Annotated in this window: 19 protein-coding genes and 2 pseudogenes; 10 read left to right on the top strand and 11 right to left on the bottom strand. The window is 68.4% G+C overall.

The window, feature by feature from the left end; all coding sequences use genetic code 11:
- Positions 1-186: 186 nt before the first annotated feature.
- Together Q9G87_RS50105 and Q9G87_RS50100 are read right to left on the bottom strand one after the other, a co-directional pair.
- Positions 187-945: pseudogene (locus Q9G87_RS50105) on the bottom strand (nuclear transport factor 2 family protein); the annotation flags it as partial.
- A 27-nt stretch (positions 946-972) separates the two neighbouring features.
- A pseudogene (locus Q9G87_RS50100) lies at positions 973-1914 on the bottom strand (NADP-dependent oxidoreductase); the annotation flags it as partial.
- An 87-nt stretch (positions 1915-2001) separates the two neighbouring features.
- Between Q9G87_RS50100 and Q9G87_RS50095 the strand changes: the two are divergent.
- On the top strand, positions 2002-2961 hold the full coding sequence (locus Q9G87_RS50095) for a GlxA family transcriptional regulator (protein ID WP_305923753.1): 960 nt from the start codon (positions 2002-2004) through the stop codon (positions 2959-2961).
- An 89-nt stretch (positions 2962-3050) separates the two neighbouring features.
- Positions 3051-3623, top strand: coding sequence for a TetR/AcrR family transcriptional regulator (locus Q9G87_RS50090; RefSeq protein WP_305923752.1), 573 nt, complete (start codon positions 3051-3053; stop codon positions 3621-3623).
- 65 nt (positions 3624-3688) lie between these two features.
- Here the strand turns inward: Q9G87_RS50090 and Q9G87_RS50085 are convergent, their stop codons facing one another.
- The 3 genes from Q9G87_RS50085 to Q9G87_RS50075 form a co-directional block, all read right to left on the bottom strand.
- Positions 3689-4555 (bottom strand): alpha/beta fold hydrolase, encoded by an 867-nt coding sequence (locus Q9G87_RS50085; RefSeq protein ID WP_305923751.1) that lies wholly within the window; start codon positions 4553-4555, stop codon positions 3689-3691.
- 385 nt (positions 4556-4940) lie between these two features.
- On the bottom strand, positions 4941-5771 hold the full coding sequence (locus tag Q9G87_RS50080) for an enoyl-CoA hydratase/isomerase family protein (RefSeq protein ID WP_305923750.1): 831 nt from the start codon (positions 5769-5771) through the stop codon (positions 4941-4943).
- Between the two features lie 171 nt (positions 5772-5942).
- Positions 5943-6551: a TetR/AcrR family transcriptional regulator gene (locus tag Q9G87_RS50075; RefSeq protein ID WP_305923749.1), complete on the bottom strand. Its 609-nt coding sequence runs from the start codon at positions 6549-6551 to the stop codon at positions 5943-5945.
- 287 nt (positions 6552-6838) lie between these two features.
- Between Q9G87_RS50075 and Q9G87_RS50070 the strand changes: the two genes are divergently transcribed.
- The 3 genes from Q9G87_RS50070 (at position 6839) to Q9G87_RS50060 (ending at position 9906) form a co-directional block, all read left to right on the top strand.
- Positions 6839-7543 (top strand): SDR family oxidoreductase, encoded by a 705-nt coding sequence (locus tag Q9G87_RS50070; protein ID WP_305923748.1) that lies wholly within the window; start codon positions 6839-6841, stop codon positions 7541-7543.
- Between the two features lie 253 nt (positions 7544-7796).
- Positions 7797-8801 carry an NADP-dependent oxidoreductase gene (locus Q9G87_RS50065; RefSeq protein WP_305923747.1) on the top strand — a complete coding sequence of 335 codons (1005 nt, stop codon included), beginning with the start codon at positions 7797-7799 and terminating at the stop codon, positions 8799-8801.
- Between the two features lie 130 nt (positions 8802-8931).
- The gene (locus tag Q9G87_RS50060; protein WP_305923746.1) at positions 8932-9906 is read left to right on the top strand and encodes an enoyl-CoA hydratase/isomerase family protein; all 975 of its coding nucleotides are present in this window, start codon (positions 8932-8934) and stop codon (positions 9904-9906) included.
- Positions 9907-10142: 236 nt separating this feature from the next.
- Here the strand turns inward: Q9G87_RS50060 and Q9G87_RS50055 are convergent, their stop codons facing one another.
- Positions 10143-10889, bottom strand: a complete 747-nt coding sequence (locus Q9G87_RS50055; RefSeq protein WP_305923745.1) for an SDR family oxidoreductase — start codon at positions 10887-10889, stop codon at positions 10143-10145.
- Between the two features lie 147 nt (positions 10890-11036).
- On the opposite strand from Q9G87_RS50055, the gene Q9G87_RS50050 reads away from it, so the two are divergent.
- Entirely contained in the window at positions 11037-11879 is an 843-nt protein-coding gene (locus Q9G87_RS50050; protein ID WP_138714151.1) for a helix-turn-helix transcriptional regulator, read from the top strand.
- Here Q9G87_RS50050 and Q9G87_RS50045 read toward each other — a convergent pair.
- From Q9G87_RS50045 to Q9G87_RS50030, 4 genes are all read right to left on the bottom strand, one after another.
- Entirely contained in the window at positions 11876-12184 is a 309-nt protein-coding gene (locus Q9G87_RS50045; RefSeq protein ID WP_305923837.1) for a histidine kinase, read from the bottom strand. The genes Q9G87_RS50050 and Q9G87_RS50045 overlap by 4 nt on opposite strands.
- A gap of 224 nt (positions 12185-12408) precedes the next feature.
- The gene (locus Q9G87_RS50040; protein WP_305923744.1) at positions 12409-12630 is read right to left on the bottom strand and encodes a hypothetical protein; all 222 of its coding nucleotides are present in this window, start codon (positions 12628-12630) and stop codon (positions 12409-12411) included.
- Between the two features lie 423 nt (positions 12631-13053).
- Positions 13054-14205: a serine hydrolase domain-containing protein gene (locus tag Q9G87_RS50035; protein WP_305923743.1), complete on the bottom strand. Its 1152-nt coding sequence runs from the start codon at positions 14203-14205 to the stop codon at positions 13054-13056.
- A gap of 114 nt (positions 14206-14319) precedes the next feature.
- Positions 14320-17421 (bottom strand): BTAD domain-containing putative transcriptional regulator, encoded by a 3102-nt coding sequence (locus Q9G87_RS50030; RefSeq protein ID WP_305923742.1) that lies wholly within the window; start codon positions 17419-17421, stop codon positions 14320-14322.
- 211 nt (positions 17422-17632) lie between these two features.
- On the opposite strand from Q9G87_RS50030, the gene Q9G87_RS50025 reads away from it, so the two are divergent.
- The 4 genes from Q9G87_RS50025 to Q9G87_RS50010 all read left to right on the top strand — a co-directional run bounded on the left by Q9G87_RS50025 (position 17633) and on the right by Q9G87_RS50010 (position 19735).
- On the top strand, positions 17633-17839 hold the full coding sequence (locus Q9G87_RS50025) for a hypothetical protein (protein ID WP_305923741.1): 207 nt from the start codon (positions 17633-17635) through the stop codon (positions 17837-17839).
- A 50-nt stretch (positions 17840-17889) separates the two neighbouring features.
- Positions 17890-18204 (top strand): peptide deformylase, encoded by a 315-nt coding sequence (locus Q9G87_RS50020; RefSeq protein WP_305923740.1) that lies wholly within the window; start codon positions 17890-17892, stop codon positions 18202-18204.
- A 173-nt stretch (positions 18205-18377) separates the two neighbouring features.
- The gene (locus Q9G87_RS50015) at positions 18378-19268 is read left to right on the top strand and encodes a tyrosine-type recombinase/integrase (RefSeq protein WP_305923739.1); all 891 of its coding nucleotides are present in this window, start codon (positions 18378-18380) and stop codon (positions 19266-19268) included.
- Positions 19269-19282: 14 nt separating this feature from the next.
- Positions 19283-19735, top strand: coding sequence for a hypothetical protein (locus Q9G87_RS50010; protein ID WP_305923738.1), 453 nt, complete (start codon positions 19283-19285; stop codon positions 19733-19735).
- Here the strand turns inward: Q9G87_RS50010 and Q9G87_RS50005 are convergent.
- Positions 19695-20366 carry a class I SAM-dependent methyltransferase gene (locus Q9G87_RS50005; RefSeq protein ID WP_305923737.1) on the bottom strand — a complete coding sequence of 224 codons (672 nt, stop codon included), beginning with the start codon at positions 20364-20366 and terminating at the stop codon, positions 19695-19697. The two genes, Q9G87_RS50010 and Q9G87_RS50005, sit on opposite strands and share 41 nt — an antisense overlap.
- Positions 20367-20570 lie beyond the last annotated feature (204 nt).

Below are 20570 nucleotides of genomic sequence, written 5' to 3'. Positions count from 1 at the left end.
CCCGCTGAGCGCAAGGGTTTGCCGGTGCACGACACGGGCGTGCTGATGGAAGGACGGCGTCGCTTTCCCCGTAGATCAGGTGGTCGCGACGGGCGACCACGTCGACGCGACAAAGCGGCGGATGTAGATCATGTGCCCAAGAGGCGTAAGGACGCCGTACGCGATTCGCGGCGGCCCTGGCCGGTGTCAGAACATCGTGTTGTCGTTGGCGGCGGTCTCGGGTACGTCCTGTTCGGCGTTCCAGTGCTCGACGATCTTCCCGTCGCGTACCCGGAAGAGGTCGATGACCGCCCGGCCGCGGTCGCCGGGTGTGTCGATGTAGTGGCTGTGCACGGCGACCAGGTCACCCTGCGCGATGACCCGTTTCGGTGTCACGCTCAGCTGCGGGAACTGCTCGAAGTAGAAGCCCAGCCCGGCCTTCAGACCGGCCGCGCCGTCGGGGATGTTCGGGTTGTGCTCGTGGTACTCGGTGTCAACATAGGTGTCGATGGCGGCCAGGTCCTTGCGGACCAGCAACTCGTCGACGAACGCACTGACCAGCTTCTTGTGGTACGCGGTGAGCCACCGCTGCCCCGGCGCCTCGCTCCGCGGCTCGCTGAGCGTGGCGAACATGTCATTGCCGCTGGCGGTGGTGGCGGGCACTTCCTGCAGGACGTCCCAGTGCTCGGCGATCCTCCCGTCCTGGAAACGGAAGAGGTCGAACACGGCCATACCCGGGGTGCCCGGCACGAGTACGTTGCGGGAGTGCAGCAGCACCAGGTCGCCGTCGGAGATGACCCGTCGAGGCTCGAAGGCGACCTGCGGGAACTGCTGCCGCGTCGTGGCGACGAAGTATTTGAGGGCGTCGGGGCCGTCGGGCGCCAGGGGGTTGTGCTGGATGTAGTCGGGCCGCAGGAGCCGGTCGACAATGGCAGTGTCGCCGCGGGTGAACAGGTCCTGCAGGAGTTGCTGGGCAAGTTGCGCCTGGCCGCCGTCTCGTACGGTCAGCACGATCTTGCCGGTGGTGCGGCCGGTCTCGCCGAGCGCGTGCGCCTTCGCCGCCTCAGCGAGCGGGAACGTGGCCTCGATGTGCGCACGCAGCGCCCCGGTCTCGACGAGGGCGGCGATGGCCCGCATACCTCCGTGGTCAGCCTCGACCAGCAGCGACTCGTAGCGGATGCCTCGCTCGGCGATCGCCGCTAGTTCGGCGGGGTCGATGGGTACCGGAAGGATCGAGACGAGGGTGCCACCCGGGCGCAGCACGGCCACGGAGCGGGCCCGGGCGGCGGAGTCGAGCGAGATCGGGTCGAGGACCACGTCGATGTCGCTGAGCACCTGGGCGAAATCGACGCTGTGGTAGTCGATCACCTCGTCGGCGCCCACCGACCGCAGGAAGTCGTGCTTGGCGGCGCTGGCGGTGCCGATCACGTACGCGCCGCGGGACTTGGCGATCTGCACAGCGAGGTGACCCACGCCGCCGGCCGCCGCATGAATCAGGACCCGCTGCCCGGCCCGGACGCCGGCGGTGTCGACCAGCGCCTGGTAGGCGGTGAGCGCGGCCAGCGGCAGCGCACCGGCCTGGACGTGGTCGATACCGGCGGGCTTGTGCGTGAAGACGCGGGCCGGTGCGGTCACGTACTCGGCGTGCGCACCCACCCCGCCCGGATAGGGCAGCATCCCGAAGACTTCGTCACCGGGCTTGAACAGGGTGACGCCCATGCCGACGGCCTCGACGACGCCGGAGACGTCCCAGCCGAGCACCAGCGGCATCTGGGCGACGGTCATGGACTGGGCCCGGTTCCACCAGTCGGTCGGATTGACCCCGGCCGCGTGGACGGCTACAAGGATTTCACTCACCCCTGGCGCCGGTTTGGGTAGCAGGGTCTCCTGCAGCACGTCGGGGGTTCCGTAGGTGTCCTGGCTGATGGCTCGCATGGTCTCGGTGTTCGTCATGGGTCCAGCCTGTCCGCCGTCACGGCCCGCTACAATGGCATGGTCGCCAACTTTCGACGGGATCCTGCCATGGCACAGGTGCACCGCGTCGTCGTTCTCGCCCCGAACGGCGTGTACCCCTTCGACCTGGGCATCCCCAGGCGGGTCTTCGGCACCGCCGACGGCCGCTACGAAGTCCTGACCTGCACCGCCGACGGCCGCCCAGTCCGCACCAACGCGGACTTCTCGATCACCGTCGACCACGGCCCGGAGGTTTTGCGTACCGCCGACACCGTCATCATCCCGCCCTTCGGCACCACCGACTTCAGCCGTCAAACGCCGGTCGACGTGGCGCAAGCCCTCGCGTTCGTGTCCCCCGGCACCCGGATCGTGTCGATCTGCACCGGTGCCTTTGTGCTAGCCGCGGCGGGGCTGCTCGACGGACGGCGGGCCACCACGCACTGGGCCGCCACGGAGGTCTTCCGTCAGTGGTATCCGCAGGTGGAACTGGACCCGAACGTGCTGTTCGTCGACGAGGGCGACGTGCTGACCTCGGCCGGCGCCGCCTCCGGCATCGACGTCTGCCTGCACCTGGTCCGCAAGGACCACGGCAGCGAGATCGCCAACCATGTGGCCCGCATGTGCGTCGTCCCCCCGTGGCGCGACGGGGGCCAAGCGCAGTACATCGAGCGCCCGGTCCCCGACACCGTGGCGAACGACACGTCCGCCACCCGCCAATGGGCGCTGCAGAACCTGCACAAGCCGCTGACCCTGAGCGACCTTGCCGAGCAGTCAAACATGAGCCTGCGCACCTTCGCCCGCCGCTTCAACGAGGAAGTCGGCATGAGCCCAGGACGCTGGCTCATCCAGCAACGCGTCGACCGGGCCCGGCACCTGCTGGAATCCACCGACCTCGCGGTCGACGAGATCGCCGGCCAGGTCGGCTTCGCCGGCGGCACCTCGCTGCGTGAACACCTGCACGCCGCCATCGGCGTCTCGCCACTCGCCTACCGACGCACCTTCCGAGGCGTGCCGGCCCAAAACCACTGACCGAACGTCACCCCATGAAATTGTGTACGTCATACCATCGGGTATGCCAGGTGCGGCATCGAGCGTGCCGAGTAGATGGAGGAGTTCCGGTGGCGCGTTACGACAAGGAGCACAAGCAGGCCACGCGGCAGCGGATCCTCGACACGGCCGGCCGTCGGTTCAAAACCGACGGCATCGACGGCTCCGGTGTGGCCACGTTGATGGCGGACGCGGGGTTGACCAACGGTGCGTTCTACGCCCATTTCTCGTCCAAGGACGACCTCGTCGCCAACGTCATCGCCGACCAGTTGGGTGCCCAGGCGCAGAGTTTCAGTGAGCTGCCGCCCGGCCGGTCGGGCCTAGAGGAGTTTCTGCGCGAATACCTGTCGCCTCAACATCGGGACAACCCCGGCGCCGGATGTCCCGCCGCCGCCCTGCTCGACGAGATCGGGCGCTGCCCGATCGGAGCCAAGGACGCTTACACCGACGGTGCCCGGGTCATCCTGGACGAGATAGCCGTCCGCCTGGCTCCCGCGGATCCGCAATCCGCGTACGGGAAGGCACTCGCGCTGTACACGATGGCGATCGGGACGCTGCAGTTGTCCCGCGCCGTGTCCGACCCGAAGTTCGCCGACGAGGTCCTCGAACACGGCATCCAGAACGCCCTCGTGTTCCTTCGCTGAGCAGCAGCCGAGGCCGTCCACGGCACTGCCCCCTCGACCGCGAGGGGGCCGTTCCCCTTGCGGTGCTACCGCTGGAGGAATGCGAGGGACTGCTCGACGAACTGGCCGTGAAACTGGAAGATGCCGCCATGTCCGGCGTCGGGGTAGATCACCAGGTCGCTGTCCGGCAGGCGGCGGGCCAGGTCGCGCGAGTTCTGTGTCGGCACCATCCGGTCGCTCTCGCCGTTGGCGACGAGCACGGGCTGGCGGATGACAGAGAGGTCGTGTGGCCGCTCCAGTCCCCAGCTGTGGATGGCGGACAACTGCGCGAAGTAGGACTTGAACGAGATCGCCTTGTCCCGGTTGTCGGTACGTTCCTTCAGGCGCGCCAGAAACTGCTTACCCGCCTGACGGCCGTTCGGGGTCCGGGTGAAGAACAGGAACTGCTTCGGATCCTGCAGCGTGAGCAGCGCCCGGACGGTGTCGAGATGCGAGAGCTTGGTGACGTTCTTGATGCCCTCACCGCCGGCCGGCCCGGTGCCCGCGAGGATCAGCTTGCGCACGAGCTGAGGTTCGTCCTGAACGATCACCTGGGCGATCATGCCGCCCATGGAGAAGCCCAGTAGGTCGACCTGGTTCAGACCCAGCGCCCGAATGAACGTCACGGCGTCCTTCGCCATCGCCCGAATGGTCTTCGGCGTCGCGCCGGTGGAGGCGCCCACGCCCCGGTTGTCGAACGCGATGACCCGATGTTTCGCGGCGAGGCCGTCGACCACCCGGGGATCCCAGTTGTCGAGGACCGCGGCCAGATGGGTCACCAGGACCAGCGGGACGCCGGTCTTCGGGCCGAGCTCCCGGTAGGCGAACTCCACGCCACCGGCGGATATGGTGCGGGTGGGCGCGTACTTGTACGACGTGATCGCGTTGTTTTGTACTTCTTGGCGGTGGCTCATGACTGTTCTTCCCTTTGGGTGAGGCTCCGGCGGCTCCGTGGCAATAAAAGTATGACCATAATTTAAAGCTTCCACAAGCTCACCGGCAAACCCGAATCTTCAGGACAAGTGATGGGGCGGGCCCTGATGCCACCTCATGCGCGTCTGGGGCTAGCCGTTCAGCAGCAGGACGGGCAGCCCGGAGCCCGCACTGTGACCGGCGATGCGAGCGCCGTCGACGTCGACCCCGAATGATTTGAACCCTGCGAGCAGCCGGTCATACATGACGCGTTTGCCTTCCGCGCGGGGTACGCCGGGTGCGCATGGCGTACCCCGCATTCGGTTCAGTGCCGCGCGCGCCGCAGAGCCGGCCTTCTTGCCTCTCGCCGCCGCGCAGACAAGGCGATCAGAGGCTCTGGTTGATCTGGCCGAGGTATTCGCCCAGCTGGTATTCGACATCCAGGCCCTTGTCGGCGGCCAGTGCGCCGAGCGCCATCGCCCGGGGCAGGAGTCCCGGGCCGGTCAGCGAGTCCACGAACGCGCCATAGGAGGCGATCAGGTCGGCGTCCGGCGGCAGGGTGGCCCGGCCGACCATCGCCTTGGCGGTCGCCAACGCCTGACGGTCAAAGGAAGCCAGCCGTGCGACCATCGCGTCGACGAAGACGTCGAGTTCCGCGTCCGGCATGGCCCGGGTGACCCATCCCCAACGCTCGGCCAGGTCGGCGTCGTAGTCGGCGCTGCCGAGGATCGCCTCGAGCGCCCGATCGCGGCCGATGGACCGCGGGAGTCGCTCGGCACCACCACCGCCGGGCACGATGCCGACCCCGACCTCGGGCTGGCCGAAGAACGCCTTCTCCCGGCTGGCGTACCGCAGGTCACAGGCAAGGGCCAATTCGTTGCCGGCGCCGCGGGTACGGCCCCGGATGGCCGCGATGCTGACGTACGCGGCCTTGCTCAACCGCAGGACCAGGTCGGTCCAGACCGGCGCGTCGTCCTCGTGCTCGGGCACGGGCAGGTTGCCGGCCTCAGCGCCGTCGAAGTGGTTGAAGAAGAAGTCGGGGACCTCGCAGGCGAACACGACGACCTGGATGTCGGGGTCGTCGTCGAGTCCGCGGACGATCTCGTGCAACGTCACCACGGTCTCGGGAATCACCAGGTTCATCGGCGGATTCGCGAACGTGATCCTGGCGGTCTGCGGGGTCGTGCGCTCGAGGTGGATCGTGCTGGACTGGCTCATCGGATGGCTCATTTCGTGGTCGTCGTTTCGACGGAGATCGGCGGGTAGGTGGCCTGCTCGCCGGTCCCGTCGAAGCAACATAAGATTACGATCATACGACCATAATTTGAGAATGAGTCCGGAGGCAAGACCCCTCGGTCATGAAATTATTCTCGTAATTTCAAGGGCGGCTCACGTCGGCGGCGAGGCCCGCCCTATCGCCCGGCCTTCAGCGTCGAGCAGCGTGAGGGCGCTCTGGATGCCCTGCTCGAGGACGACGTCGGCAAGCTGCTGGTCGACCAGTGCGCGGGAGAGTTGCAGCGTCCCGACCATCAGGGCGTAGATGGTGAGCGATCGCACGCGCGCCGACTGCGGGTCGTCGGGTGCCACCCGGGCGGCGACGTCGTCGATGACGGCCAGCACGCCGTCGGTGTACGCGCGCCTGGCGGCATCCGCGCTGCGGGCGATCTCGTCGAGCAGGGCGGCGGACGGGCAGCCGTCCTCGGGGCTGTCGCGATGCCGGATCGAGAGGTACTCCCGCAGGAACTGCTCGGCTCCGGCCGGTCCGGGTGCCGCCGCGCTCAGGCCCTCGCGCTGTTCGCGGAGTTGGTCGGCGACCGCGGCGACGACCAGGTCGTCCTTGGAGTCGAAGTGGGCGTAGAACGCACCGTTCGTCAATCCCGCGTCGGCCATCAGTGCGGCGATCCCCGAGCCGTTGATGCCGTCGGCCTTGAACCGGCGCCCGGCCGCCTCGATGATCCGCCGCCGCGTCACCTGCTTGCGCTCTCTCCCGTACCGCACCACACGCCCCTTCACCCGCAGGCAGGCCGCTTCGTCCGCCGCCCCGATCAGATTGAGAGTACGACCATAATTTAATTTCACCTAGCGGCTTGCCCCCGACTGCTCTCCCACCCTATGGTCGTATGACCGTAATCAGATTGCTTGTTCATCCGCGCCGTCGGCCGCGTACCCGAGGTCGCTCCAAGCGATCCAGCAGATGGGCCCCCGCGTGTCTGCGAAACAACCCCGTACGGCGGCGTATTCGTCACTCAGCGCCCGACCGAGCGCACTGACTCCTGGAGAATGACATGACTCAGCTCGCCGACCAGACCGTTCTCGTCACCGGTGCCAACCGTGGCATGGGCCGGGAGTTCGTCCGTCAGCTCCTCGACCGCGGCGTCGCGAAGGTCTATGCCGCCGCCCGCGACCCGCAGACGATCGTCACCGACGACCCCCGCATAGTCCCGCTGCAGCTCGACGTCACCGACGCCGGCTCGGTGGCCCGCGCCGCCGAGACCGCACAGGACGTGAGCGTCGTGGTGAACAACGCCGGCATCGCCCGCGGCGCTTCGGTCCTCGACGCCGACACCTCCACCCTGCGCAGCGAACTGGAGACGAACCTGTTCGGCACGCTCGCGGTGACTTCGGCCTTCGCCGACCGACTGGCGCAGCGTTCCGGCATCGTGATCAACATGGCCTCGGTGGCCTCCTGGCTCCCCACGGGCGGCACCTACGGGGTATCCAAGGCGGCCGTGTGGAGCGCGACCGACTCCATGCGCCTGGAGTTCGGGCCCCGAGGCGTGCAGGTCGTCGGAGTCCACGTCGGGTACGTCGACACCGACATGGCCGCCAGCATCGACGCCGCCAAGTCGAAGCCCGCGGACGTGGTCCGGCAGGTCCTCGACGGTGTCGAGAAGGGCTATGCGGAGATCCTGGCCGACGACTTCACCCGCGCGGTCCGTGCCGGCCTGCACCAGCCGATCGAAACCCGGCTCGCCTCGTTCCTGGGCTAGCAGTCAGGGCAGCCGGAGCAGGTCCGACCGGCGGCGAACCCGCGCCATCTGTTCGGCCGGTGCTAGCGGCCTGCGCTTCGCGGCACCGGCTGGCCGCTGCGGGCGAACCCCGTAAGCACCGAGCACGTCACCGGTCCGCTTCTCGGAACGCCCGGGCGAGTGTCCAGCCTGAGACGAGACTTGCGACTGCGCCGCGCTGACCGAGCGATCTTTGTACTGCTGTGAGCAGCGCACACCAGAGACGGAGACAACGATGAAGGCATTTGTGGTCGAGCGCTACGGCGACGCCGACACCGTGCGCGCCAGCGATGTGCCGGATCCGAAGGCGGGCGCTCATGACGTCCTCGTCCGGATTCATGCGGCGAGCGTCAATCCGGTCGACCTCAAGATCCGCAACGGCGACCTCAAGGCGATCCTGCCGTTGCGGGCGCCGTTCGTCCTCGGCAACGACCTCGCCGGCACGGTCGTCGCCGTCGGTGCCCGCGTCACACGGTTCGCCGTCGGCGACGAGGTCTACGCACACCCGGACCAGAACCGGATGGGCACGTTCGCGGAGCTCATCGCGATCCACGAGGACGACGTGGCGACCAAACCGGCCACGCTCACCATGGCGGAGGCCGCCTCCATCCCCCTGGTTGGATTGACCGCCTGGCAGGCGCTGGTGGAGCGGGCCGACCTGCGACCCGGCCAGAAGGTCCTCATCCACGCCGGTGCCGGCGGCGTCGGCACCATCGCCATCCAGCTGGCGAAACATCTGGGAGCGAGCGTGGCCACGACCGCGAGCGCGTCGAAGACGGACCTGGTGAAGAGCCTCGGCGCGGACGTCGTCATCGACTACCAGAAACAGGCATTCGAGGCGAACCTGCACGACTACGACGTGGTTCTCGACACCGTCGGCGGCGAGACGCTCGACAAGTCTCTGCGGGTGCTCAAGCCGGGCGGGACCGTCATCAGCATCACCGGACCACCCGACCCCGCCTTCGCCCGGGAGATCGGCGCCAATCCCGTCATCCGGCTGGCGATAGCGGCGTTGAGTTTCCGCATCCGCCGGCGTGTCAGGCGACGCCAGGTGACGTACTCGTACCTGTTCATGAAGGCCAGCGGCGACCAGCTGCGCGAACTCGCCGCCCTCATCGACGCCGGGATCATCCGGCCGGTCGTGGACTCCGTCTTCGACTTCGACCAGACCCGCGAAGCCCTGGCCCACCTCGAGCAAGGACGCACCAAGGCCGGCAAGGTCGTCGTCCGCATGAAATGACCGCACCCGCCGCCCCGGGCCGCCGGGCCGGCACGCCCCCGCGCACAGAATGCGTCGCCGTTTCACGCGGGAGCGTGACAGGCGCGAGCGCCCGAAATCGTCGACCACAGCCGACTCACCGGAGGATCACATGGACACGCCACGAAGTAGCTCGCAGCCCGCAGGACACATTGCCGTCGAGGGCCACGCCGGGGTGCTCGTCGCTCGTATCGACGGAGGCCCGCATGCGTTGTTCGATCCCGAGATCGCCAAGCAGCTGAAAGAGTTGGTCGATCGTGCAGACCGCGATCCGGACATCCGCGCGGTCGTCTTCACCGGTACGCATCCTGACCGCTTCTTGAGTCATTCTGATGTGCGCTGGCTACAAGAGGGTGGCACTGGATTCCCGCCGATCAACACGCGTATCGCCAAGCTCGTAGCGCGCACGGCGAGACTCATCAACAGAGTGCCGGTTGTCAGAACGCTCGCGGGGATGACCCGGCTCAAGACACTTCTGCAGCTCGACAGCTTCCATGCCACCTTCCTGAAGATGAATGCAAGCGGCACCATCTTCGTTGCGGCACTCAACGGTTCGGCACTTGCCGTCGGCGCGGAACTGGCATTTGCCTGTGATCTGCGCATCTTGGCAGACGGGGAGCATGTCATCGGCCTGACAGAAGTCCTGCTTGCACTGACACCCGGTGGCGGCGGCTCTCAGCGACTGCCTCGTCTGATCGGTACTCAGCAGACGTTGGTCGCCGTTCTCGAAGGCAGGCCGTTCACGCCTGCAGAGGCTCTCTCGCTCGGTGCGGTCGACGAAGTGGTGCCACAGGAAAAGGTCCTCGCACGGTCGATCGAGCGCGCAGAGTATCTGAGCCTACGCTCGAAGAAATCTCTCGGAGCCATCAAGCGATCCATCTACTTCGGCAGCTCTCTGTCGCTCGAACAGGGCTTGCAGTTCGAGCACGCCGAGTTCCTGGTCAGAGATCAATCAAAGGAAGCTCAGAGGCGGATGCTTGAATACATCGCCGCCACGGACGCCACTGGCGAGCTCCCTCTGCTGGATCGGGAGACGTACGCGCGAGCACTCAACGACGGTCGTATCGGAGGTAGTTCAAGCGAGTAGATCGAGCCCATTCGGTGGCTTCTTCTTGATCAGCAGTTCATCGCCTGGCACGGGCCGTTGCCTTCCGCGTCAGAGTTCATGAACCAGTTCCGGTCCGAAACACCTATCAGCCGCGGCGCGGGTCGCGCCGACGGCCGCTGCGTTCACCTGATCTCCGCGCCGTGCGACGACGGCATCGTGCCGGCCGGAGCGAGACCGACGCCAAGAACAACAAGATCACCGCATTCCGGCCCCGCTCAGCGGAAATTGCTGAGCATGGCCAGGACGTCGTCGTAGGTACCGTTCGCCGTCGCGTCGCGAAAGAGCCTGGCACGCTCGACGACGATCTCCCTGGCGTCGGGCCTTTCCCGCAGAAGGTCCAGGGCCTCGGTGAGGTAGTCCTCCAGCGGCATGGACCTCTCGTCGTCCTGCTGGCCGAGGAGGGTGGTCCGCACAGCCGGCGGGATCACCTCGATCACCTGGACGCCGCTGTCGGCGAGTTGCACGCGCAGACTCTCGCAGAAGGCGTGCAGCGCGGCCTTGGTCGCGCTGTAGGTCGGGGTGGCCGCCAGCGGCACGAAGCCCATCGCCGAGGTGACGTTCATGACGACCGCGTCGTCCTTGCCCGCGAGCAGGGGCAGGAAGGCGTACGTCATCCGGATCGTGCCGAGCAGATTGATCGCGACGTGGTCCTCGGCGACCGGGAGGGAGGCGGGGTCGAGGAGGTTCTCCCGCAGCATGATGCCGGCGTTGTTGACCAGGACGTTCAGGTCGGGATGCGCGGCCGCCACCGTCTCGGCGGCGCGGGTGATCGACGCGGGGTCGGCGACGTCGAGGACGAGCGCCGCGATGCCGGGGTGGGCGGTCGTGATCTCGTCCAGGAGTTCTTTGCGGCGGCCGGCGACGATCACCTTGTTGCCGGCCTCGTGCAGACGCAGCGCCAGGCCGAGCCCGATGCCCGAGGTGGCGCCGGTGATCAGAATCGTGTTGCCGGTCATCTTCATGGGGGTTCTCTCCTTCGTTGGCTGCGGGGCCGGTGAGCGCCCGCAGCCCCGACCGTAGGGGCGCCCGCGCGGAGGCGGGAGGGGAAGGTTCATCCATGGATCGGCGGTCCCTGGCTGGGCCGACGCACAACGACGACAATGGGAGGCATGGACAGGAAAGAACTGGCGGAGTTCCTGCGCCGGCGGCGCGAGCTGCTGCGCCCCGCCGACGTCGGACTGGTCAAGGGTCCGCGTCGGCGCACCCAGGGGCTGCGCCGCGAGGAGGTCGCCCAGCTCGCCGGCATGTCCACCGACTACTACGCCCGCCTGGAGCAGCAGCGCGCTCCGCAGCCGTCCGTCCAGATCACCACCGGCCTCGCCAGGGCCCTGCGCCTGACACCGGACGAACGCGACCACCTCTTCGCCCTCATCGGCCACAACGCCCCGGCTCGCTTCCATCCCTCCGAGCACGTCAGCCCGACCCTCCTGCGGGTCCTGGAACGCCTGAACGCCGACACTCCGGCCCTGGTGCTGACCGACATGGCCGAGACCCTCGCGATGAACCCGATCGCCACCGCCCTGCTCGGCGACCGGACCCGCCATACGGGCCTGGCCCGCAGCTGCTTCTACCGCTGGTTCACCGACCCGGCCGAGCGCCTGTACTACGCCGAAGAAGACCGCCCGCGCCACACCCGCACCCAGGCAGCACGCCTGCGGGCCGCGCTGACAGCCGGCAGCGACGTCGACCGAGCCGCCCGTATGGTCGCCGAACTCCACGAACTCAGCCCCGAGTTCATCCGCGTGTGGGAACTCGGGGAGGTCGCCCGGCGCTATGAGGAGTCCAAGACCATCCTCCACCCCGACCTCGGCCGTATCGACGTCGACGCCCAGTTCCTGTGCACCCAAGACCGCACTCAGACCCTGGTGGTGCTGGCCGCCCGCCCCGGCACCGACAGCCAGGGAAAGCTCGAACTCCTCTCCGTCATAGGACACCAGCAGTTCGCCCCCTAACCGGCACCGCCTTGGGGGCGAACCAGGGGGCAGCCGAGATACGCCGGAGAGCGGCCATAGCGATCTTGAAGGTGGTGGGGGAGAGGTATTGGAGGTGTCCGATAACGTTCGTCGTGGTCCTCGGGTGTCCAGGTGATGTCGTGGCTGCGCAGGCTCTCGACTGCGGCCTTGGCAGCCGCCAGCGGCGTACGTAGGTCGCGGCTGACGGCAGCGAGCAGCGCGGTGCGCATCTTGTCGGCCTCAGCCACGGGTTTGGCCTGGTCGGCCTCGGCTTGGAGGCGTTGCTGGCGCTCCTTCTCCACCATCGGGCAGCCTCGCACATGCTGGATGCGCCGGTGTGGATGGACTCCTGGCGCGCATTGGACGCCGTGTTCGACGCCTACCGCGCCGCCCGCGCTGTGCGGCCAGTCGGCACCAGCGAACCCGCCACCGGCCTGGCCACGCTGGTCGAGCCCGCGATCGAAGACGGCTTCCTACGGGAGACATCCTTCCTTGCCGCGCTCCGACACGCCGCCACACACCCGCAGGACTATCCCGGCCCTGTATTCGGGGTTGAGACGTTGTGCAGGATCGTGTCGGTGGGATCGCCAAACAGCGGGCCGGGAGTGGCGAGCAGCCAGTCGACGGCGTCGGTACGGGTGTTGGCGCGGTGCACGACGACGCGCCCGTCGGGGGCGAGGGCCTGCCAGCGGCGGCCGGAGCGGTAGACGCGGCCCAGTTCGGTGTCGTCGTAGCCGTCGTGGATGTGCACGCAGTAGGAGCCATCGGGCAGGCGGGGCAGGTTGTCGGCGAGCGCGGCGGCGGCCAGCTGTGCCGGGGTGAAGGGGCTGATCGGCCGTTCGCGCGGCGAGCGAGCGCGCGGCCTGCGGGGGTGCGGGCCTCGGGCCCGAGGTCGGGCAGGGGCGCGGGGGCGACCAGCGCGGCCAGCAGCGCGGTCACGGCCTGCACGCGGTTGGTGCTGGTCGATCCGGGCACGGGGCCGTCGATCGTGCAGGCGACGTCGCGGCCGCGGGAGTCGCGCTGGAGCCAGCCGACAGGGCATGGTCAGTGCGGAGCCCGCGGGTGCGAGGGAGCTGGGCGGTGCCCAGACGTCGGCCTGGCCATACCGCGTGCGCCGGCGGATCGCCCGGACAGGCGGCGCGCCGCCGCCATGTCCGGGTGATGTCAGCAGGCGCTACTGAGGCGGGAGGAAGGGCGAGCCGAACGCCGCCTCGGCGACCTGGTTGCAGACCGGGTACCAGTTCCAGTCGCAGTTGATGTTCATGGAGACCAGGCGTCGGGCGTCGGGGGTGCCCATGGTGAAACTGGCGGTGCCCAGCTCCAAGCCAGCCACGATGTGGAGGGTGCGGCCGTTGGCCAGCGTCCATTGGCTCACGCCGGTGCCGTAGCGGGTGTTGGGCATCCAGTCCCTGGTGGGGACCGTGCTCCACATCGTGCGATGCTGCGCGGGCGGCAATAGCGAGCCGGTGATCATCGCGTTGGTGAACCGGAGCATGTCGCTGGTGGTCGAGACGGCGCCGCCGGCGGCCCATCCCCAGATGGTCCTGTCGGTGACGTCGACCGGATCGGAATCGGGGCCTTCCAAGAGTGACTCGTAGTTGTCGGGCGTGAGGCTGTCCGGGTCGATGCCGTCCTTGAAGAACTGTCTCGTATAGATCCTGGCGTGCGGTCCCCGGACCCGCTGCTCGGCGAAGGGTCGCGCGTAGGTGCCGGTCAGTCCGAGCGGCTGGACGACCGTTCTGTCGACCTCGTCCTCGTAGCTACGCCCTGTCGCCTTCTCGATGATCGCCCCGACGAGGTGGTAGCCGCCGTTGCTGTAGGCGAAGTCCGCACCCGGTGCGTACAACGGCGGAATGGCCATCTGGAGCTTCAGCAGCTGCTCGACGGTCCAGACGTCGTAGCGATGCGCGGCGAACCCGGGCCGGGTGTGATACTTGCGCGCGATCTCGGCACTCAGCCCGGTGATCCCCAGGCCGCTGGTGTGGGTGAGCAGCTGCCCGATGGTGATCTGACGGCCGTCGTTGCCGTTGCCTCGCACCACGCCGGGCAGCCACTCCTCCACGGTGTCGGCGAGGCTCAGCCTGCCCTCGGCCTCCAGCGTCAGCATCGCGGCGGCGGTGAACGCCTTGGCGGCGCTGCCGACGTTGAACTGCTCCCCGGGTTCGCGGCGGCGGCCGGTGCCCAGGTCGGCCACTCCGGCCGAGCCGAACCAGGCTCCGTTCTCGTCCTGAATCTCGGCGACGACGCCAGGCGTGCCGTACTCGGCCACCGCACGCTCCAGCGCCTTCTGTACGTCTTCGCGCCTGGCGTTCGTGGAATCGGTCATGGTGCACTCCTTGTGGACGGGATTTCGCTTCACACGATGGGGTGCGCCCGTGACGTACGGGTGATAGACGCGTGACAGACCGCGCTGGTTCTGTAAGCGGCAACCGGCGCCCCTTCAAACTGCCGAAGTCACCGCGCCTGCCAGCCGGTCGATGGCTTCCTGCCGGGGTAGCCGCGTGCCCCTTTGGTACGCCGCGTCGTACACGGCCGGGCCGAGCCGCACGCTCAAGGCGGCGGCGAGCTCGCGGACCTCGGGGTCTCCGTGGTCGAAGGCGCCACGGATCGCCTGGCTCATGCCGAGCGTGGTGGCGGCGCCGCCCGGGTCTCCCTCGAGGGAGAGCAACGTGGCCAGCCGCTGAGCGGCGGCGGCCAGGTCGTGCTGCCCGGCCGCTGTCCGGACGACGTCGGGAAGGAGGTCGCGGGCCCGCTTCGCGTCTCGGGCCGTCAGCCGGTTCGCCATCCGGGCGGGGAGGACGAAGCCGTCGAGCGCGTTGGCGGTCGGGAGAGAAAGGCTCTCCTGTGCGATCCGCTCGATGCGGTCGAGTTCTCGGTCGGCCCGCTCCACATCGCCGGAGCGCCGGTAGAGCTCGACCAGAGCGGCCATGACCTCAATCTGCTGCGGCTGACGCCCCTTCTCCCAGGCCGCCCGCTCGGCGATCTCGAGGTCTCGCCTGGCACCGGCCAGATCTCCCGCCCGCATCCGTTCCTGCGCGAGGGCGATGCGATGAGTGATCTCATGATGGGAGGTCAGCGCGATGCTGTGCTCGTAGAGGGCGATCGCGCCGTCGTGGTCACCACGAACGGAGCGCGCTCGTGCCACCTGGGTCAGGACGATGGCCGTCAACAGCCGGTCGCCGGTCCTTTCCAGCAGGTGGTGCGCCATGTCCAGCGCCGTCGCGGCGGCTTCCCAGTCGCCGCGCTCATGACCGATCATCGCCTCCATGAAGAAGGTGCAGGCGATGACCCAAGAGTCGGAGCGGCTGCGCGCCCTGGCCGTCTCGCGTTCGACCAGGTCGTCCTGGCGGGTGAGGTGTCCGATGACGAGCGTCGCCAGCAACACCGTGGGATAGCGCTCCAGCGCGCCAGTGCGCGCGCCCTCCTCGATGAGTGCCTTCGCCCGGTCGGGGGTGACGTCCGGCGCGTCGTCCCCCAGCGCGTGCATGATGTCGAAGGCGGCGCGGGCGTCAGGGGAAAGCACGTCGCCGAATTCCAGCACCCGGGCGACGAACGCCTCGCTGCGCGGTTCGTAGCGCACCATCGTCCAGTACCAGTACAGCGCGGCGAGGATCCGCGCCGCGGTCATGGCGTCGTCCTCGTCGATGGCCGTACGCAGCGCGTGGACGATGTTGTCGTATTCGGTGTCGAACACCCGCAGCGACGCCTCCTGCTCGTGGGAGCGCAGCAGCGGTTCGTGATCCTCGGCGAGGTCGGCGAAGTGTCGCGTGAACCGAGCCCGCGTCGTGTCCCGTTCGTCGGCGAGGTCGAGCTTTCCCCCGGCGTAGGCGCGGATGGTCTCCAGCATCCGGTAGCCGTTCCCGGTCCGCTCCACGATGGACTTGTCGACCAGGGAGTCGAGCACATAGGCGATGTCCCCCGGCGGCAACGTCTGGTCTGAGCAGATCGCTTCGATGGCGGCGGCGCCCGTTCGTGCGGGAAATATCGCGATACGGCGGGCGAGGGTCCTTTCCTGGTCGGTCAGGAGATCCCAGCTCCATTCGATGACGGCGTGCAGGGTTCGCTGACGGGGCTGGGCGCTTCGATTACCTGAAGCCAGGAGGCGGAACCGGTCGTCAAGCCGCCGGGCGATCTGATCGGCCTCCATGGTGCGCAGCCGGGCGGCGGCCAATTCCAGGGCGAGGGGCAGCCCGTCGAGGCGCCGCACGATGTCGGTGACCGTCTTCTCGTCCAGTGCTACGCCGGGCCGTACCGCCGTCGCGCGGTCGGTGAAGAGCCGGACGGCGGCCGGCTGAGGCAGCGGGCCGAGCCGGTAGAGCGCCTCGCCGATGATGCCGAGGGGCTCCCTGCTGGTCGACAGAATCGTCAGGTACGGCTGCCGCTCCAGCAACCGGCCGGCGAACTCGGCGGCCTCCGCCACAAGATGCTCGCAGTTGTCCAGCACCAGGACGGCCTCGGTGCCGCCGAGCAGCTCGGCCACCCGAGTCACCGGATCCGCCGACCCCCCGCCGAGCGGCCACGCGCCCGGGGAGCTCAGCGCGCCCAGAACGGCCTCGGCCACGACGTCGGTCCCGGATACGTCGGTCCCGGATAGGGAAACGAGCCAGACGCGGCCACGGCGGTGGGTGCGGTGACGGGAGGCGGTTTCCACAGCGAGCCTGGTCTTGCCGGTGCCGCCTGGGCCGACGACGGTCACCAGGCGGGAGCTCTCCAGCAGCCCGCCGAGCGTCTTGAGCTCGTCGTCGCGGCCGACGAAGCTGGTCAGCGGCGCGGGCAGCCAGCCGGGCTCCGGCTCCGCGCGTGCCCTCGGCGCCTCGCGCTCACCGCGCAGCACCGCCAGATGGGCGCTCCGCAGCTCTTCGGAGGGGTCGATGCCGAGCTGGTCGGCGAGGGTGCCCCGGATCCGCTCGAACACGCGCAGGGCGTCCGACTGCCGACCTGCGGCGTGGAGAGCGCGCATGTGCAGGGCGGCCAGTCGTTCACGCAGAGGGTTCGCGGCGCAGACTGCCTCCAGGTCGGGGAGGATGTCGGCGTGCCGGCCCAGCCGCAGCCCGGCCTCGAACCGGTCCTGCGCCGCCGCGATGCGCAGTTCCTCCAGCCGGGTGGCGGCTGTGGCGGCGAAGGGGGCGTCGAGCACGTCCGCCAGCGCCGGGCCCTGCCACAGCGCGAGCGCGTCATCGAGGAGCGCGGCGGCCACGTCCGGACGGTCAGCGGCGAGCTCCCGGCGAGCGCGGACGGCGAGCTCCTCGAACCGGTTGACATCCACGTCCTTGGCCTGCAACCGGTAGCCGGTGGCCACGGACTCGATCGCCAGGCTGCCCAGGGCCTTGCGCAGCCGGTACACCAGGGCGCGCAGCGCGTTGGGGGCCCCCGCGGGCGGGTGCTCTCCCCACAGGGCGTCGACCAGCGACTCCGCCTGCACGACCTGCCCCGCCGAGAGGGCCAGGCGCGCGAGCAGGCGCCGGAGTCTGGGGCCGCCCAGGTCGATCGGGGTGCCGTCGTCGGCGTACACCTGGACCGGACCAAGCACCGCAACCCGCATGCACGCCCCCTTCCCCAACCCGTCTCAGACTAGACGGGTGCGACATCGCGGTAGGCGACGGCCTACGACGATCTGCCCCACCACTAGTGTTGGGCACTCACCGAACGTCTTCGAGAGGGTCATCACTGGCGGCAACCTGGGGAAACAGGCTTAGCGTACGTTTTCGCTCCGCCAGTACTGACCCCCGAGCCTGCGCACCAGCAGCGACCGGATGAAGGCCGCCGGCATCATCCAAAGCGGCGAAGCGATCTTGTACCAGGCCGCCGCGCCCTTCGACCTGCCCGGCGAAGCCGATCAAGCCCGCGAGGTGATCGACGCCCTATTCGCCGCCCTGCAGCGCGTACGCGAACACCATGTCTTCGGGCAAGGGCATGGGACTGGCCGCCCCCAGATCGGCCTGGGGGCGCCGCCGCCCTGATCATCCCACCCGACGCCGACGCCGACGCCGACGCCGACGCCGAGCCGATCGTGCTGCTCAACCCGCGCATCGTGAACGCCACCACCGAGACCGACGAACAGTACGAGGGCTGCCTGTCCTTCTTCGACGTGCGCGGCATCGTCGCCCGCCCCCTGGTCCTGGAGGTCGAACACACCACCCTGGACGGCCAGCAGAAGATCACCCGCTTCGACCACGGGCTGGCCCGGCTGGTCGCCCACGAACTCGACCACCTGGACGGCCGCCTCTACACCAGCCGCATGCGCGACGGCCTCCAGCCCATCCCGGTCGAGGAATACCGCGGCATCGGCCAGCCATGGGTCCGCGGGCGCCGCCCGGCGACCTGATCAAACGTGACGGTTTTCAGATACTTCCGAGAACGACGTCTTCCCGGAAGTAGAATCCCGACGTGACTTCCGAGAATCCGGCCCCAGCCAGGTCACAACCCCAGCTAACGACTTCCGAGAACACGGACCCCGTTGAGCCGAAGCGGCGAGGCGCCCGGCCCACGCCTCTCCCAGTGGACTACGCCGAGATCCTCGCCGGCTACGCCGCTGCCCTGCAGGAGATGCCGCTGGCGGCCGACACCCGCCGCACCTACGCCTCCCGGGTGCGGATGTACCTGGCGTGGCTGACCGAGCGGCCCGCCACCGGCGGTGACCCGCTCATCGATGTCCGTGCCCGGGACTGGGCGGTACGCGACTACCGCCTCTACCTGCTGCGCGAGGCCGACCCCAAACGCTCGGTGCGCTACGTCAACAACGCCCTGGCCGCGCTCGACGACTTCCACCTGCGGCGCGGCCTGGGCAAGGCCGCCATCGCCCGCGAGGACATCCCCAAGACCGCGCCGAAGGCGATGGACGCCAACGCGCAGATCCGCTGGCTGCGCGCCGTCGAGGACTGGCCCCGTCCCCGTGATCGCGCGCTGGCCCTACTCCCGTTCTATGCCGGGCTGCGCATCGGCGACGCCGTCGCCCTGGACGTGCCCGACGTGCGCATCTCCGCCCGAAAGGGGATGCTGCACGTGTACGGCAAGGGCGGCAAGGTGCGCGAGGTGCCCATCCACCCCCAGCTGCGCCACCCCCTGCTCGCCTGGCTGGATGAGCGCCGCACCTGGACGAACGCCGCCACCCAGCGAGCCCTGTTCCTCAACCGCCGCGGCGGGCGCCTGTCCACCCGCGCCGGCTCGGCCATCTTCACCGCCATCGCCCAGGCCGCCGGTTTGGAGGACGCCACCACCGCCCACATCGGCCGCCATACCTTCGTCACCCAACTGATTCGCGGCGGCGAAGACCTCGTCACCGTCGCCGAACTGGCCGGCCACTCCCGCCTCGACACGCTGCGCATCTACAGCCAGCCCACCGACGACGACAAACAGGCCGCCCTGCGCCACCTCACCGTTGACCGCTAGCCAACTTGGGCGAGATGACCACCGACCCAGACGACACCAAACCCGCCGAGCAGAATCAACAAGCTCAAGGCCCCGGCACCCACACCGTGCCTGTCCGGCCCGACGGCTGGCCGGACTGGCTCGGACGACGTCCCATGACCAGCGACGACAGGGCCAAGATCCGCAAAGCCTTCGAAGCCGGGCTGCCCGAAGGACCGCTCACCGAGTGCGGCCCGTTCCTGTGCTACCTCACCATCGACGGCCTTGAGCACAGCGATCCACGCAAGCTCATCGCGCTGCGCGGCCGCATCCACGCCGCCGCCCGCACCGCGGCGGAAGGACGCCAGACCGTCTACCACGCCACCGAGACCACCATCACCATCGGCATCCGCGGACCCGACGCGGCCGCCCGCATCAACCAACTCCGCCAGGCCCTCGCCAAACTCATCACCAAACACGGCTGGACCACCCGAGACGAACCCCGCTGACCTGCGGCTCAGCGCCTATCGAGAAGTCTCGTCGGAATATGACCACGACCCCGACTTTGGCGGCGAGGGCATGCTGGGCGGCCTCGGTAAGCATGTCGGGCTCGGGATCCATGCCGGTCGCTTCTGCGACGTGATCAGCCAGTGGGATGGTGAGCTGGCCAGTGCCGCAGCCCAGGTCAAGTAAGCGTCCAGAACCGTCGAGGCCGAAGCGCTGGATCACGTCGTCGAAGAACACCTTTAGATAGCCGGGACGAAACCGCGTATAAAACGCACTCGTGCCCGTGAACAGTCCGGTCTCACAGCGCAACTTTGATCTACATTGTGTGACGATAGGTAGCGGTTGGTAACAGTTGCGTCGCTCTGATAGCGCTGTGTCTGTTGGGCCGTACGTTGCATGCATGCCTGTCGACTTCTTGAGCATGTGGTCGGCGCCGGCGTCGAAGTTGAGGTGTTTGAGCAGCTTGGGTAGGAAGCGTCGGATGGTGGCGTAGCGATCCAGCAGTTCTTGTTGGAAGTCTTCATCCGGTTCGCGGGCGATGTCGCCGTCGAGGATCTCGGCGACGGAGCGGATCTTCAGCCACACCTCGCGCAGCACGATCGCCGCGACATCGAGGTCTTTGAGGGTGCGCATCCGCTCCTTTGGGCCCCTATGGCCCGCCATCCCAAGCTAGGAGCGGCCTTTCGCGCTCCCGACCCCCTGTGGGCGGAATTCCGCGAGGCCGGTTAGTCCTGCCGTACCAACGGCTCTCTCGTCCTTGGAACGCGGTCGCTGAGCGCAGGACGCGACCCCGCAGTGACACTTCATAGTCTCAAGTTGAGATATTATCGTCTCATT

This window comes from Nonomuraea turcica (genome assembly GCF_030718205.1).
Classification (GTDB): Bacteria; Actinomycetota; Actinomycetes; order Streptosporangiales; family Streptosporangiaceae; genus Nonomuraea.
This window is presented reverse-complemented; position numbering and strand designations above follow the sequence as displayed.